The organism is Streptomyces sp. NPDC059718 (genome assembly GCF_042733315.1).
In the GTDB taxonomy this organism is placed as follows: Bacteria; Actinomycetota; Actinomycetes; order Streptomycetales; family Streptomycetaceae; genus Actinacidiphila.
On sequence record NZ_JBHWGA010000002.1, the window covers coordinates 309,451 to 323,486 of the forward strand.

The 14,036-nt window shown below is 74.9% G+C and carries 14 protein-coding genes and 1 pseudogene; 3 read left to right on the plus strand and 12 right to left on the minus strand.

Annotated features, from left to right (window positions below; translation table 11 throughout):
* Nucleotides 1-78: 78 nt before the first annotated feature.
* Nucleotides 79-585, plus strand: a complete 507-nt coding sequence (locus ACFV3E_RS03910) for a MarR family winged helix-turn-helix transcriptional regulator (RefSeq protein ID WP_499512800.1) — start codon at nucleotides 79-81, stop codon at nucleotides 583-585.
* A 3-nt stretch (nucleotides 586-588) separates the two neighbouring features.
* Here ACFV3E_RS03910 and ACFV3E_RS03915 read toward each other — a convergent pair whose 3' ends face one another.
* The 4 genes and pseudogenes from ACFV3E_RS03915 to ACFV3E_RS03930 form a co-directional block, all read right to left on the minus strand.
* Nucleotides 589-1,350: an energy-coupling factor ABC transporter ATP-binding protein gene (locus ACFV3E_RS03915; protein ID WP_500533209.1), complete on the minus strand. Its 762-nt coding sequence runs from the start codon at nucleotides 1,348-1,350 to the stop codon at nucleotides 589-591.
* Nucleotides 1,338-2,099, minus strand: a complete 762-nt coding sequence (gene cbiQ / locus ACFV3E_RS03920; RefSeq protein WP_500533210.1) for a cobalt ECF transporter T component CbiQ — start codon at nucleotides 2,097-2,099, stop codon at nucleotides 1,338-1,340. Before cbiQ ends, ACFV3E_RS03915 begins: the two co-directional genes overlap by 13 nt.
* A gap of 2 nt (nucleotides 2,100-2,101) precedes the next feature.
* Nucleotides 2,102-3,117, minus strand: a pseudogene (locus ACFV3E_RS03925) (energy-coupling factor ABC transporter permease).
* A gap of 121 nt (nucleotides 3,118-3,238) precedes the next feature.
* Complete coding sequence (locus ACFV3E_RS03930) at nucleotides 3,239-3,802, minus strand: histidine phosphatase family protein (RefSeq protein WP_500533211.1); 564 nt, start codon at nucleotides 3,800-3,802, stop codon at nucleotides 3,239-3,241.
* Nucleotides 3,803-4,099: 297 nt separating this feature from the next.
* Between ACFV3E_RS03930 and ACFV3E_RS03935 the strand changes: the two genes are divergently transcribed.
* Both ACFV3E_RS03935 and ACFV3E_RS03940 read left to right on the plus strand, forming a co-directional pair.
* The gene (locus ACFV3E_RS03935) at nucleotides 4,100-4,321 is read left to right on the plus strand and encodes a CbtB domain-containing protein (protein ID WP_499512796.1); all 222 of its coding nucleotides are present in this window, start codon (nucleotides 4,100-4,102) and stop codon (nucleotides 4,319-4,321) included.
* Between the two features lie 16 nt (nucleotides 4,322-4,337).
* A complete protein-coding gene (locus ACFV3E_RS03940; protein ID WP_500533212.1) occupies nucleotides 4,338-5,135 on the plus strand; it encodes a CbtA family protein in 798 nt (265 codons plus the stop codon).
* A gap of 37 nt (nucleotides 5,136-5,172) precedes the next feature.
* On the opposite strand, the gene ACFV3E_RS03945 is transcribed toward ACFV3E_RS03940, so the two are convergent.
* The 8 genes from ACFV3E_RS03945 to ACFV3E_RS03980 all read right to left on the minus strand — a co-directional run bounded on the left by ACFV3E_RS03945 (nucleotide 5,173) and on the right by ACFV3E_RS03980 (nucleotide 13,952).
* Nucleotides 5,173-6,453: a Tm-1-like ATP-binding domain-containing protein gene (locus ACFV3E_RS03945; RefSeq protein ID WP_500533213.1), complete on the minus strand. Its 1,281-nt coding sequence runs from the start codon at nucleotides 6,451-6,453 to the stop codon at nucleotides 5,173-5,175.
* Nucleotides 6,454-6,493: 40 nt separating this feature from the next.
* Nucleotides 6,494-8,608: a SpoIIE family protein phosphatase gene (locus ACFV3E_RS03950; protein ID WP_500533214.1), complete on the minus strand. Its 2,115-nt coding sequence runs from the start codon at nucleotides 8,606-8,608 to the stop codon at nucleotides 6,494-6,496.
* A 727-nt stretch (nucleotides 8,609-9,335) separates the two neighbouring features.
* Nucleotides 9,336-10,097, minus strand: coding sequence for a DUF4118 domain-containing protein (locus ACFV3E_RS03955; protein WP_500533216.1), 762 nt, complete (start codon nucleotides 10,095-10,097; stop codon nucleotides 9,336-9,338).
* Between the two features lie 43 nt (nucleotides 10,098-10,140).
* Entirely contained in the window at nucleotides 10,141-10,677 is a 537-nt protein-coding gene (locus tag ACFV3E_RS03960) for a universal stress protein (protein WP_500368114.1), read from the minus strand.
* Between the two features lie 104 nt (nucleotides 10,678-10,781).
* Entirely contained in the window at nucleotides 10,782-11,867 is a 1,086-nt protein-coding gene (locus ACFV3E_RS03965) for an ABC transporter ATP-binding protein (RefSeq protein WP_500533217.1), read from the minus strand.
* A complete protein-coding gene (modB, locus tag ACFV3E_RS03970; protein ID WP_500533394.1) occupies nucleotides 11,864-12,685 on the minus strand; it encodes a molybdate ABC transporter permease subunit in 822 nt (273 codons plus the stop codon). The genes ACFV3E_RS03965 and modB overlap by 4 nt, the downstream gene beginning before the upstream one ends.
* 29 nt (nucleotides 12,686-12,714) lie before the next feature.
* Nucleotides 12,715-13,542: a molybdate ABC transporter substrate-binding protein gene (gene modA, locus ACFV3E_RS03975; RefSeq protein WP_500533219.1), complete on the minus strand. Its 828-nt coding sequence runs from the start codon at nucleotides 13,540-13,542 to the stop codon at nucleotides 12,715-12,717.
* Nucleotides 13,543-13,565: 23 nt separating this feature from the next.
* A complete protein-coding gene (locus tag ACFV3E_RS03980) occupies nucleotides 13,566-13,952 on the minus strand; it encodes a TOBE domain-containing protein (RefSeq protein ID WP_500368121.1) in 387 nt (128 codons plus the stop codon).
* Nucleotides 13,953-14,036 lie beyond the last annotated feature (84 nt).

A 14,036-nucleotide genomic window follows, 5' to 3' on the forward strand; every position in this document is an offset into this window, starting at 1 on the left:
GGGTGTCGCACCCTTCAATAGCTCGCCAGGTATTAAGTAGCTGGTTAGACAATAGCTGGCGTTGGTACCCTGGGCAATGTGACGGCGGAGATCCACGCGGAGACCGACGGCCGGTGCCCGGACACCGCCGACCTGCACCTGCTCGCGCGGTGGGACGCGCTGCAATCGGGCTTCCGGCGGCTCACGGACCAGTTGCTGGCGGACGTCGAGGCGCGGTCGGGGCTGGCCCCGTCCTCGTTCCAGGCGCTGTGGTTCCTGATGACCACGCCGGAGCGGTCGGCGCCGATGTACCGGCTCGCGGGAACGCTGGGCTTCACCACGGCGGGCACCACCAAGGTCGCCGACCGCCTCACGGAGGCGGGGCTCATCGAACGCCGTCCCTGCCGGGAGGACCGGCGCGTCACCCTGGCGGTGCTGACCGAACGCGGCCTTCAGGTGGCGATGACGGCGGCGCTCACGCTGGCCGACGCGCTGCGTGAGCGCGTGGTCGGGCCGCTGGGCGGTGCGGAGCGGTTCGACGCGCTCACGGCGGCGGTCACCGCCGTCGACCCGGAGCCGCCGTCCCGGCCCCCGTGCGGGGGCTGAGGCTCAGGCCCGGACGGTGACCGAGCGGGGGTCGAAGCCGTAGGGCAGTTCGAGGCGGTGGGCGCGCATCAGGGCGTCGTCGGCGAGGAGTTCCTGGGTGCGGCCGTCGGCGACGACGGTTCCGCCGCTGAGGACGACCGAGCGCGGGCACAGCTCCAGGGCGTACGGCAGGTCGTGGGTGACCATCAGGACCGTGACGTCCAGCGAGCGCAGGATGTCGGCGAGTTCGCGGCGGGAGGCGGGGTCCAGGTTGGAGGAGGGCTCGTCCAGGACGAGGATCTCCGGCTCCATGGCGAGGACGGTCGCCACCGCCACGCGGCGCCGCTGCCCGAACGACAGGTGGTGCGGCGGCCGGCCGGCGAACTCCGCCATGCCGACCCGCTCCAGCGCCCTGCGGACGCAGGCCTCCAGCTCGGCGCCGCGCAGACCGGCCGCGGCCGGGCCGAAGGCGACGTCCTCGCGCACGGTGGGCATGAAGAGCTGGTCGTCCGGGTCCTGGAAGACGATGCCGACCCGGCGCCTGACCTCGGCCACGTTCTTGCGCTCGCCGACCGGGAGGCCGGCGACGGTCACCGAGCCGGCGCCCGCCTCGAGGATGCCGTTGAGGTGCAGCACGAGGGTGGTCTTGCCGGCGCCGTTGGGGCCGAGGAGGGCCACCCGCTCGCCGCGGGCGATGGTCAGGTCGACGCCGAACAGCGCCTGGTGGCCGTCGGGGTAGGCGTAGGCGAGGCCCTTGACCTCGAGTGAAGGTGTCACAGGAACCATCCCATCAGACAGACCAGCAGCGCCGCGGCCGGGAGCGCGGCGGCGTACGACCACTGGGCGCGCGAGGCGGTGACCTCGTCGATCACCGGCATGCTGCCGGCGTAGCCCCGGCTGACCATGGCCAGGTGGACGCGTTCGCCGCGCTCGTAGGAGCGGATGAACAGGGCGCCCGCGGACTTGGCGAGCACGCCCCAGTGACGCGGGCCGCGCGCCTCGAAGCCGCGCGAGAGGCGGGCGACGCGCATCCGGCGCATCTCGTCGGTGATGACGTCCCCGTACCGGATCATGAACGAGGCGATCTGCACCAGCAGCGCCGGCAGCCGCAACCGCTGCAGGCCCAGGAGCAGTTCGCGCAGCTCGGTGGTGGACGCCAGCAGGACGGAGGCGGCGACGCCGAGCGTGCCCTTGGCGAGGATGTTCCAGGCCCCCCACAGGCCGTTCACGCTGAGGGAGAGGCCCAGCACCTCGGTGCGCGGGCCCTCGGCGACGAACGGCATGAGGAAGGCGAAGGCGACGAAGGGCACCTCGATCAGCAGCCGCCGCAGCAGGAATCCGGCCGGGACGCGCGCCACGGCGGCGACCGTGGCCAGCAGCACCGCGTACAGGCCGAAGGCCCACATCGCCGTGCGCGGGGTGGAGACCACCACCAGGACGAAGCAGAAGACCGCGGCGATCTTGCACTGCGGGGGCAGCGCGTGCACCGGCGAGTGGCCGTGCCGGTAGAGCCGGTGGGCGTGCCCCGCTCCCACGGCTACGCCTCCTCCGCGCGCGGACGGCGGCGGACGACCCAGAAGACGCCGGTGCCGAGCGCGAGGGTGGCGCCGACGCCGATCACACCGGCGAGGCCGCCGGAGAGCCGGGCGTTGCCGACGTCCTCGGTCTGGTAGTCGGCGAGCGGGGAGTCCTTGGCCGCGTGGTCCTCGGCCTTCTTGTCGATGCCGTGGTCCGCGGCGACCTTCTCCAGGCCGTCCGGGCTGGCGGAGGCGTAGTAGCTGACGAATCCGGCGAGCAGCACGGCGGCGATCAGGCCGGCGATCCACAGCGGCCGTATGCCGCCGCGCTTGGGGGTGTCGCTCACGGCCGCCATCAGACGGTCGCCTCCTTGAGCTCCAGCGGGCGGCGCAGGTCACGGGCGCCGTGGACGAGGTCGGGGCGGACGGCGATCACGGCGCCCACCGTCGCCGCGGTGATCACCGCCTCGCCGATGCCGATCAGGACGTGCACGCCGACCATGGCGGTGAAGACCTTGCCGAGCGAGACGTCGGTCGTCCCGCCCAGCGCGTAGATCCCGGTGAAGGCGACCGCCGCCGCGGGGACGGAGAGCAGGGCCGCGACGAAGGCCGCGCCCGTCACCCCGCCACGTCCGTTCGGCAGCACCTTGACCAGCCCGCGGAAGACGGCGTAGGCGACGACCACGGTGACGATCCCCATGTCGGTGATGTTCACGCCGAGCGCGGTCAGGCCGCCGTCGGCGAAGAGCACGCCCTGGATCAGCAGGACGACGGACACGCACAGCACCCCTGTGTAGGGGCCGACGAGTATCGCCGCCAGCGCGCCGCCGAGGAGATGGCCGCTGGTGCCGGCGGCCACCGGGAAGTTGAGCATCTGGACGGCGAAGATGAACGCCGAGACCAGTCCGGCCAGCGGCGCGGTGCGCTCGTCCAGTTCGCGCCGCGCACCGCGCAGGCTCACCGCTACGGCTGCGGCCGCGACGGCACCGGTCGCCACCGACACCGGGGCGTCGATGAATCCGTCGGGTACGTGCATGGGGGAGCTCCAGGTCGGGTCCGGCCGGGGGCCGGTCGGGTCGGCGAAGCAGGGCGCTCAATCATAGGGTCTTATTGCGACCTGTTTGCAAGAGCCTGTTCGCCGCTGGAGCGCACCCCGCTCAGCCCAGCGGGCGTCCCGCCCGCAGGTTCCAGCGTCCGGACCGCCCGCTGAATTCCGTCGCCGTCAGCGGGGGCACGTCGATCCGCCAGAAGGCGGCCTCGGGCGTCCCCAGGACCCGTACCGCGCACGCCCGGACGATCTCCGGCTCGACGACGGCCAGCACCCGCCCCGGCGTCGCGGCGAGCCCGTCGAGCCAGGCGCCGGCCCGGGCGCACAGCTCGCGCAGCGACTCGGCGTCGTGCGGCGCGGCGTCCGGGTCGGAGAGCCAGGCGGCGACGGCCTCCGGCTCCTCGGCGCTCACCTCGGCCAGGGTCCGTCCCCGCCAGCGGCCCAGCGCCCACCCCGCGGGGGCCCGCTCCTCGGCAGCGAGGCCGAGCGCCTCGGCGGTCGCGCGGCAGCGCACGGTGGGCGAGACGAGCACCGGCCCCGCGGAGGGCAGGGAACCGGCCAACGCGCGGGCGGCGGCGAGCGCGTGCTCGTCCGGCGGCACGTCGTCGTCGAAACGCGCCTCGCGCAGCGCCGCGTTCACCACCGGTGAGATCAACATCACCCGGGTCGTCATGCACCCTCCTCGCCCTGCGGCGACCCCTCGGAATCGCCAACTGCCGCCTCACACCCGGCCGGTCGGTCGCACGGAAGCAGCTCCCGCGCGTGCCGGGGCGCATACACGCGCCCTTGGCCGGATCACCGGATCGCGGTACCGTCACGACGACATTCACGACGACACGGCGGAAGTCCGGTGCAAATCCGGCACGGTCGCGCCACTGTATGCCCAGCCCAGCGCCAGGCGAGTCAGACCCGCAGTCGTCCGACAGAGCTCCACCGACCGGGACGCGAGTTCCCACCAGGAGGTCATGCCATGGCGCAGTCCGCCGTTCCGCCGGCCGTCGCCCCTTCCGCCGTCCCCGTGACGCTGCCGATCCGGGCGATCCTGCCCTGGGCGGTCTTCTTCGGCGTCCTGATGCTGGTCCTGCTCTACTTCGTGGGTGCCGAGCAGGGGGCCACGTCCCTCCTGTCCGGTGAGAACGTCCACGAGTGGGTGCACGACGGGCGTCACCTGCTCGGCTTCCCCTGCCACTGACGGGGGCGCCGCGCCGATGAACCCCGCCACCCCCGCCACCCCCGTCAACTCCGTCACCGTCAGACAGCTGCTGGTGCGGGGCATGCTGGCCGGCCTCGCCGCCGGCGTGCTCGCCCTGGTCGTCGCCTATCTGCTGGGCGAGTCCCGGGTCGACGCCGCCATCGCGTTCGAGGAGTCGCACGCCCACGAGCACGGCGGCGCCGAACCGGTCAGCCGTGCCCTGCAGTCCACCGCCGGCCTGGCCACCGGCATCCTCCTGTACGGCGTGGCGCTGGGCGGCATCGCCGCCCTCGCCTACTGCTTCGCCCTCGGGCGGATCGGCCGCTTCGGTGCCCGGCCGACGGCGCTGCTGCTGTCGGCCGCCGCGCTGGTCGCGGTGTACGTCGTGCCCTTCCTGAAGTACCCGGCCAACCCGCCGGCCGTCGGCGACCCCGACACCATCGGCAAGCGCACCACGCTGTACTTCCTGATGATGGTGCTCAGCGTGCTGCTCGCGATCGCCACCGTGATCCTCGGCAAGCGCCTCGCGCCGCGCCTGGGCAACTGGTACGCGACCGTGGCCGCCGGTGGGTTCTTCGTCCTGGCCGTGGGGGTCGCGTACGCCTTCCTGCCCGGGATCAACGAGGTGCCGGAGCACTTCCCGGCGGCGCTGCTGTGGCAGTTCCGCCTGGCGGCGCTGGCGATCCAGCTGACGCTGTGGACCTCCTTCGGGCTGGTCTTCGGCCACCTGGCCGGACGCCTGCTGGAACCGGCTCCGGCGGCCGCCCCCACGGGGCGCGACACCGTGGGCGCGGGCACGGCGGCCTCCGTCTAGGCCTCCGCCGCACCGACCGTGACCGCCCGTACGACGCTCAGCGCGTCGTGCGGGCGGTCGTGTGTGCGCCGGTCTCCGCGTCCGTCCGCGCGTCCGTCCGCGCGGAGATCAGCGCGTGCAGCCGCTCCGCCGCGGCACGGCCGAAGGCGGGGTCGTTGATGTGCGTGTCGTACTCGGCGAGTTCCACCCGGCTGCCGCGCAGCTCCTCGCGGAGGGTGCGGAACAGCACCCCGTCCACCGCACGGTCGTGGTACGGCCCGCCCGGCGCCCCGAGGGTGGACAGCCCGCGCAGCGGCAGCAGGAGCGCGGCCGGGCCGGTGGCCGCGCGCAGCTTCGCCGCGACCTGACGGCCGAGTTCGGCGCACTCGGCGGCGGAGGTGCGGATCACCGTCACCGACGGGTTGTGGACGTGGACGTGGCGGGCCCGGAAACGGTCCGGCAGCGAGGCGAGCGGGCCGAACTTGACCATGTCCAGCGCGCCCGGGCTCACCACCTGCGGCAGCCCGGCGCGCCCCGCGGTGCGCAGCCGGTCGGGCCCCGCGCCGAAGGCACCGCCCACCAGCTCGTCGGCGAGCTCGCTGAGCGTCAGGTCCAGCACCCCGCTGAACATGCCCTCCCCGGTCAGTGCCTCCAGGGAGCGTCCGCCGGAGCCCACGGAGTGGAAGACCAGCACCTCGTAACCGAGTTCGGTGAGCCGCGCGCGGGCGGCGTCGACCCCGCGGGTCGTCACCCCCGCCATGCTCGCCGCCACCAGCGGCCGGTCCCCGGCGGGCGGGGCGGGTGTCCCGGCGAAGCCCCTGGCCATGCCGGCGATGGCGTCCGCCGCGTTGGCCAGGATCGGCGCCGACACCCGGTTGACGCCCGCGATGTCGACGACGCTGTACATCATGGCGATGTCCGTCGAGCCGACGTACGGGGAGACGTCGCCCGCGGCCATCGAGGAGACCATCAGCTTCGGCACGCCGAGCGGCAGCGCCCGCATCGCGCGGGTCGCGATCGAGGTGCCGCCGCTGCCGCCGATGGCCAGGACGCCGTGCAGCCGGCCCTCGTCGTGCAGCCGGCGCACCACCCGCGCCGCCCCCTCGGCCATGACCGTCACCGCGGCGCCGCGGTCGCCCGCCCTGCGCAGCCGTTCGGCGTCCGCGCCCGCGGCGGACGCCACGACGCTGCGGGGGATGTCCGGGGTGACGAGGGGCTCACCGGCCACGCCCGCGTCGATCAGCACGACCTCCACGGCGCCGCGCAGCAGGCGGTCCCGCAGCCAGCCGTACTCCGTGCCCTTGGTGTCCAGCGTTCCCAGCAGCGCAACGACCGGCATGGACACCAGTGTTGGGCCCGATCCGGGAAGTGACAAGGCCTCATGACGGGGGCACGGGGCGCAGCAGCAGGAGCGCGGTGTCGTCGGTGCGGTCGGTGGCGGGACCGTCGTAGTGCACGAGCACCTCGGCGAGTTCGTCCAGCGGGAGCCGGCCCCGGCAGGACAGGGCCACGGCCAGGGCGGCGATCGCCTCGTCCAGGTCGCCGCCGGGGGTCTCGATGAGCCCGTCGGTGTACAGCGCGAGCACCGCGCCGGGGGGCAGCGTCAGCGTGGTGGTGGGGTACTCGGCGGCCGGGTCGATGCCGAGCAGCAGCCCGGTCGGCAGGCTCAGGATGTCGGTGCGGCCGTCGGGGAAGCGCAGCAGGGGCGGGGGATGGCCCGCGGAGGCCAGCCTCAGGACGCCGTCGGCGAGCTGGAGGTGGGCGTAGAGGCAGCTGGTGAAGAGCCCGGTGTCGAGTTCGTCGAGCAGCCGGTTGGTGCGGGACAGCACCTGGTCGGGGGAGGCGCCGGCGGTGGCGTGCGCGTGCACCGCGGTGCGCACCTGGCCCATCAGGGCGGCGGCGTTGACGTTGTGGCCCTGGACGTCGCCGATGACGGCGGCGGCGCAGGTGTCGTCCAGCCGGATCAGGTCGTAGAAGTCGCCGCCGACCTCCATGCCGCTGGTCGCCGGCAGGTAGCGGGCGGCGACCTCAAGACCGGGCAGGGAGGGCAGGGTGTGCGGCAGCAGTCCCGACTGGAGGCTGCGCGCGAGGTGGTGCTTGGCGTCGTAGATCCGGGCCCGGTCCAGGGCCTGGGCGATCAGCCCGCTGAGCGAGGTCAGGGCGGCCCGTTCGTCGGCGGGGAAGGAACGCTCCCGGGCGAAGGCGAGGATGCAGCAGCCCACGGGACGGCCGGAGGCGATCAGCGGCAGGAACGCCCAGGCCGCCATGCCCGACTGCAGGTCCAGGTCCGGGTAGGTCCGTACGAGGTCCTCGCGTGAGCCGAAGAAGCTGGGGACGCCGCTGGTCAGGGCCCTGGTCGCCGGGAGGCGCGCGGTGAGCGCGGTGCCGTCCAGGGCGGCCATGACCTCGGGCCGGTAGCCGCGGTCGCCGATGACGCGCAACCGGCCGCCCTCCGCGACGCACAGCACGAAGGCGTCGGCTCCGATGGCGGCCGGGAAGAGGTCGGCGACCAGGCGGACGACGTCGTCCACGCCGACGGCCTCGGTGAGGGCCGTCGCGAGGTGCATGAGGTGGTAGATCGCCCCGATCCGGATCGGCACCGCGGCCTCGTCGTAGGGCGCGGCCCACGGGGCGGGACCCGCACCCGCGTCGGTGGGGGAGATCCGCACGCTGACCCCGGTCGCGTCCGGGTAGAGCTGGACGAGCAGCCAGTGGTCGGGCGGTCGCAGGGCGGTGAACGAGACCGGCTGTCCACTGAGTACGGCGGCGCGGTAGCGGTCCTCGTGGGCGGGATCGCGCAGCCAGCGCAGGCTCTCCCAGGGGAAGGTGCCCACGAGTCGCTCGACGGGCACGCCGACCAGCTCGGCCGCGCGGGGGGTGACGTAGGTGAGCCGACCGTCGAAGTCGAGCGCGCAGGCGCCCTCGGGCAGCCGCCGGGCCCAGTCCGCCGCGGCCAGTGCCTGGTCCGGGTCCACCGGGACCGTCCGCGCGGTCCGCAGCACGCGCGGCTCGGGCCCCGGCAGGATCGGCTCCCCGCCGGCGCCGGCCCGTGCGAGCTGGTCGGAGAGGCGCTCGCGGGCGTGCTCCAGCAGCGCGCGCTCCGCGGGCGGCGCCTCGGCGGGGCGCGGCCGGGACCAGATCAGCACGAGCGTGCCGAGCACGGCCTCGCCGCCGGTGAGCGGGGCGGCCACCATGGACAGGTCGTACGGCATGACCAGGGCCGTGCGCGGATAGCGGTCGGCCAGTTCCTCCCGGGAGCCGATCCGGATCGTCCGGCCCTCCCGTACGGCGTCGGCCACCGGGGTCGAGCGCTCCAGGGGCAACCGCGACCAGGGCATCGACAGCTCCCGGGGCGCCCCGGTGATGACCTCCATGCCCAGCGCGCGGCCCTCGGGCATCATCAGGAAGACCGCACCGACATGGGCGCCCGTCTCACGCACCACTTCGGCGAGCACCTGGTCCAGCAGCTCCCGCGCGGGGGCAGTCACCACCATGTGTGGCTCCACCATCGGGCCGACACCACCTATAAGGGGACGATACGCCCCTCCCCGCCCAGCCTCCTCCTGCCGGAAGCGGCGCCCCGGCGACGGGCGCGCTCGCCCGCGTCCCCGGCTGCCGCCGGGCGACGGGGCCCCATCGGTGGGCCGGGGGAATGGGTGCCGTTGGTGCGCGGAGGTGCTGCGCCGCGGTGGGGCGACAGACGGTCGCCCGAGGCCGCCGGGGTTGCCCGGGCCATGGGCCGCGCCGGGCGGGGGTCGTTGACGTGGCGGCCCAGGTGGGGCGGGACCGTCAGGCACGGCGGGCGCGTACGCCCGCGTCCCCGGCTGCCGCCGCGCGGCGCACGACGGGGCGGGCGACGGTGCGCGGCAGCGAAGCGGTCACGGGTGCACCTCGCCGAACGTGACCGTGGGCGGGACGACGGCGGGTCCGTGGGCGGGTCGTTCGGCGCCGAGGCGGCACGGGCGGCGCCCCTGGCCCGGCGCCTCGACGGCGCGCTCCGGCCGGCTTTGCCGGGGTGACGCGTGGCGACAAGGCGGGTGGGCCCGGCACCGGGCCGCCCCGCGGCGACGTCGTCTGCCCGGGCGCCGGGCGCCGGGCGCCGGGGGCCCGGCCGGCCGGGGGAGGACGGGTGCGGCGGGGCGACAGACGGTCTCCCGACGGCCGCCGGGGCCGCGCCGGCCGGGGGCGTGCGGGATCGGGTGGTCGCCTCCGCGGAGCGGGTCAGCGGGCCGGGGTGGTCGGGATGGCGGCGATCGCGCCGCCGGCCTGGTCGGCGAGGGTGACGGCGACCAGACGGGCCTGGCGGGAGGGGACGGTGCCGGGGGTGGGGAGCAGCATGAAGCGGCCGTGGAAGTGGCCGTTGTGGAAGACGCGGAGCTCGACCTCCTGGTCCGGCAGCCCCAGCGTGTCCGCGTCCCAGGGGCGGCGGCCCCGCACCACGGTGCCGTCCTGCTCGATCCGCGGCGGGTGCCCGACGAGGGTGCCGTACTCGAAACGGCAGCCGCGCAGGTGGAGGAGGCTGACCAGCTGGTCGCGGACGTGCTCGACCACGACGTGCGGGGAGACCGCGGACTGGGCCAGCCGTGCCGTCTCGTGGATGCGCGCGAGGTGGTCGGCGTCGGTGATCGCGATCACCGCGAGCCGCCTGGTGCGGGCCGCGAGCTGGGAGACGGCCAGGCCCACGGCGAGCAGCAGGACCGCCGTCGCCACGTCGCCCGGCCCGCTGATGGTGAACCGCTCGTAGGGCGGGGCGAAGAAGAAGTCGAACCAGGCCGCCGCGGACAGCGCCGCGAGCGCCCCGGCGCGGCGGCTGCCGAGGACGGCGACCGCCACGACCGCGACCACCAGCACCAGGGCCACGAGCGTGTTGGACACCTGGGTGCGGAAGGGCACGAGCACCAGGCACACCAGCGGCGGCAGGAGGAGCGCGGCGGGCAGGGCGAGCCGCGTCGGGTGGGGGAACGGGAAGGAAGAGCGCGTCATGGTCATCGCCTCCGTCGAAGGGGCCTGCCGGGGCCCCCGGGGGTCACCGCAGTGGCGTGGCGGCGTGCAGGGGAAGCCGCCAGGCGTTGCGGCGGTGCACGTCGTCGAGGACCTCGTGGAGCGGGGAGCGGGGTACGGCGAGCACCGGGCAGGCCGCGTGGACCAGGCAGTGCCGGGCCACCGAGGGGCTCAGCAGGCGGCGCAGCCGGCCGCGGCGTCCGGCGCCGACGACCAGCAGGTCGTCCGGGCGGTCCGCGACGTGGGTCAGCGCCCATCCCGCGGGCCCGCGGACGAGGAGCGCGCGCAGGGGGAGGTCCGCCGGGAGGCCGCCGAAGGCGGACTCGACGGCGCCGACCAGCTGCTGCCGGGCCCGGTCCTGCCATTCCCGCAGCAGCGGCGGGCAGGGGGAGCGCCGGTAGGCGAACTCCCCGCCCGGCGGTTCCCAGGCGAGCACGGTGACCAGCACCGCGCCCGTGCGGCGTGCCTCGGCGGCGGCCCGGTGCAGCGCCGTGAGGCTGCCGAGGGAGCCGCTCACCCCGACCACCACGCGGTGGTTTCCGGCGTCATCCATGCCGTCCATGGAAGACCCGGGCGGGGTGCCGCGGGGGCTTCTTGTCGTCCCCTTGTCGCCGGGCGGCGCACCCCTGACGCCGCCCTGACCCGCCGGTCCCGGCCCGCCGGGGTTCAGGCCGGATAGGCGTGCGCCTGGGCCGCCTTGACGGTGGCCCACACCTCGGCGCCGGGGTGCAGCCCGAGTTCGGCGGTGGCCATCGTGGTGAGGTCGGCGGCGAGCGGGAGTTCGCCCTGGACGTCGACGCGGATCTGGTCGCCGTGCGACTCCAGGCCGGCGACCCGGCCGTGCCACAGGTTCCGGGCGCTGGAGCCGGTGGGGCGGTCCCGGTGGAGGGTGACGGCGCCGGGCGGGAAGGCCACGAAGGCCGGGCCGGAGAGTTCCTCGGTGGTGGTGATGGCCGGTCCGCCGTCGATCCGTACGGTGTGCCCCTCGGCGCGGCCCCGGTAGAGGTTGAGGCCGACGAGGTGCGCGATGTAGTCGGTGCGCGGGCGGCGGGCGATCTCGGCGGGGGTGCCCTCCTGGACGGAGCCGCCGTGCTCGATGACCACCAGCCGGTCGGCCAGCACCATGGCGTCCAGCGGGTCGTGCGTGACCAGGACGGCCACCGCCTCGAAGTCGGCCAGGTGGCGGCGGAGCTGGGAGCGGACGTCCAGGCGGGTGCGGGCGTCGAGCGCGGCCAGCGGCTCGTCCAGGAGCAGCAGGCGGGGCCGGGTGGCCAGCGCCCGGGCGAGGGCGACGCGCTGCGCCTGGCCGCCGGAGAGCCGGCGGGGCCGGGCGGCGGCGTGCTCGGCCAGGCCCATCCGCTCCAGCCACGCGGCGGCCTCGGCGCGGGCCCGCGCCTTGGGCACGCCGTGGCAGCGCGGGCCGAAGGCGACGTTGTCCAGCGCGGACAGGTGCGGGAAGAGCAGGTAGTCCTGGAAGACCACGCCGACCGGGCGGGTCTCGGGGGGCGTGCCGTCCAGGGCGGCGCCGTCCAGCCGCAGGTGGCCGGCGGTGAGCGGGGTCAGCCCGGCCAGGGCCCGCAGCGCTGTGGTCTTGCCCGCGCCGTTGGGCCCGAGCAGGGCGAGCACCTCGCCGGGGGCGGCGGTGAGCGTCACGTCGAGGCGGAAGGCGCCGCGGTCGACGACCAGCCGGGCGTCCAGGCCCTCGGGGGCCGGGCTGCCGGAGGTCGCGGGTGCTTTGTCCAGGGAGGTCATGGCGTGGTCATCCAGCGGTCGCGCAGCCCGGCCAGGACGGCGATCGAGACGGCGAGCAGCACCAGGCTGAGCGCGATGGCGGCGGCCGGGTCGCTCTGCAGGGCGAGGTAGACGGCGAGCGGCATCGTCTGGGTACGGCCGGGGAAGTTGCCCGCGAAGGTGATGGTGGCGCCGAACTCGCCGAGCGCGCGTGCCCAGGCCAGCACGGCCCCGGCGGCGATGCCCGGGGCGATCAGCGGCAGCGTCACCCGGCGGAAGGCGGTGAAGCGGGAGGCGCCGAGCGTGGTGGCGGCCTCCTCGTAGCGCGGGTCGGCGGCCCGCAGGGTGCCCTCGACGCTGATGACCAGGAACGGCATCGCGACGAAGGCCTCCGCGACGACGACGCCCGCCGTGGTGAAGGGCAGCGTCACCCCGAACCACTGGTCCAGCCACCGCCCGGCGATGCCGTTGCGGCCCAGCGCCAGCAGCAGCGCGACACCGCCGACGACGGGCGGCAGCACCAGGGGCAGCGTCACCAGTGCGCGCACCACCCGGCGCCCGGGGAACTCGGTACGGGCCAGCAGCCAGGCCAGGGGCACGCCCAGCACGAGGGTCACCGCGGTGGCGAGGGTGGCGCAGATCAGGGAGAGCCGCAGCGCCTGCCACACCCCGGGACTGGTGAGCTGCGCGGGCAGTTCGCTCCACGGGGTGCGGACCAGCAGTCCGGCGAGCGGCAGCACCAGGAAGACGAGACCGAGCAGAGCCGGCACCAGCAGCGGCAGGGGCACCGGGGAACGGTGACCCTGCCGGCGGCCGGCGCGGCGCGGCCGGGACTCCAGGAGTTCGGGCGCGCCGCCGTCGTGGTCGGTCACGGGTTGAGGAAGCCCGCCTCGCTCAGCACCTTCTTGCCCTGGTCGGACCGGACGAAGGCGATGAAGGCCTCGGCGGCCCCGGCGTTGGGCGCGTCCTTCAGCAGGACGATCGGGTAGTCGTTGACGGCACCGGCGGACTCGGGGAACTCCACGCCCTCCACCTTGCCGGCGGCGGCCTTCACATCGGTCTTGTAGACCACCGAGGCATCGACCTCCTTCAGCTCCACCTTCGTCAGGGCGCTCTTGACGTCCTGCTCGTAGGAGACCGGGGTGAGCTTCAGGCCGGCGCCGTCCAGCGCCTTCTGCGCCGCGGCGCCGCAGGGCACCTCCTTGGCGCACAGGGCGACCTTCATCCCGGACTTGGTGAGGTCCTTGAGGGACGCGACGTCCTTGGGGTTGCCCGGGACGACCGCGATCTCCAGCTGGTTGCGCACGAAGGTCGCGGGCTCGCCGGCCGCGTCCTTCGCGTCGGTGACGATCTGCATGGTCTTGGGGGAGGCGGCGGCGAAGACGTCGGCGGGGGCACCGGAGGTGATGCTGGCGGCGAGCGCGTCGCTGCCGCCGAAGTTGAAGGAGACCTTGGTGCCGGGATGGGCCGCCTCGAACTCCTTGCCCAGTTCGGTGAAGCTCTCCTTGAGGGAGGCGGCGGCGAAGACGGTGACCGTGCCCTTCAGGTCGCCCGCGGAGGACGTGCCCGCCGAGGGCGAGGACGACGCGGAGGCGCCGGCGGAGTCGTCCGAGGAGGAACAGGCGCTCAGGGCCAGCAGCACCGCGGTGCCTCCGACGGCCAGCTGAAGGGTCCGGCGGTGCGTGGGACGGGTCATCACAGGGCTGCTCCTCCGAGTCTCTACGGTCTCTCGACGACCACGTTGGTCGACTTGATGACGGCGACCGCCGGGACGCCGGGCTCGAGCTTCAGCTCCTCGGCCGACTCCCGGCTGATCATGGACACCACGCGGAACGGGCCGGCCTGGATCTCCACCTGCGCGGAGACGTCGCCGAGGATCACCTCGGTGACGATGCCCGCGAAGCGGTTGCGGGCCGAGGAGCCGGTGTGCTCGCGTTCGGTGCGGTTGAACTCCCGGGCGAAGGCGGCCAGATCGGGGCCCTCGATGATGCGCCGGCCCTGCTCGTCGCGCTCCGCCCGCAGCCGCCCGCCGTCGACCCAGCGCCTGAGGGTGTCGGCGCTCACGCCCATGACTGCGGCCGCCTCGCCGATCCGGTAGGTGTGCATGACTCGATCATAGTGACGCAGATGCGAGGGGGAAGCCCCTTGTCGGATTGCATCAGCCGGATCACGGCGCATGGAGGGTCGCAT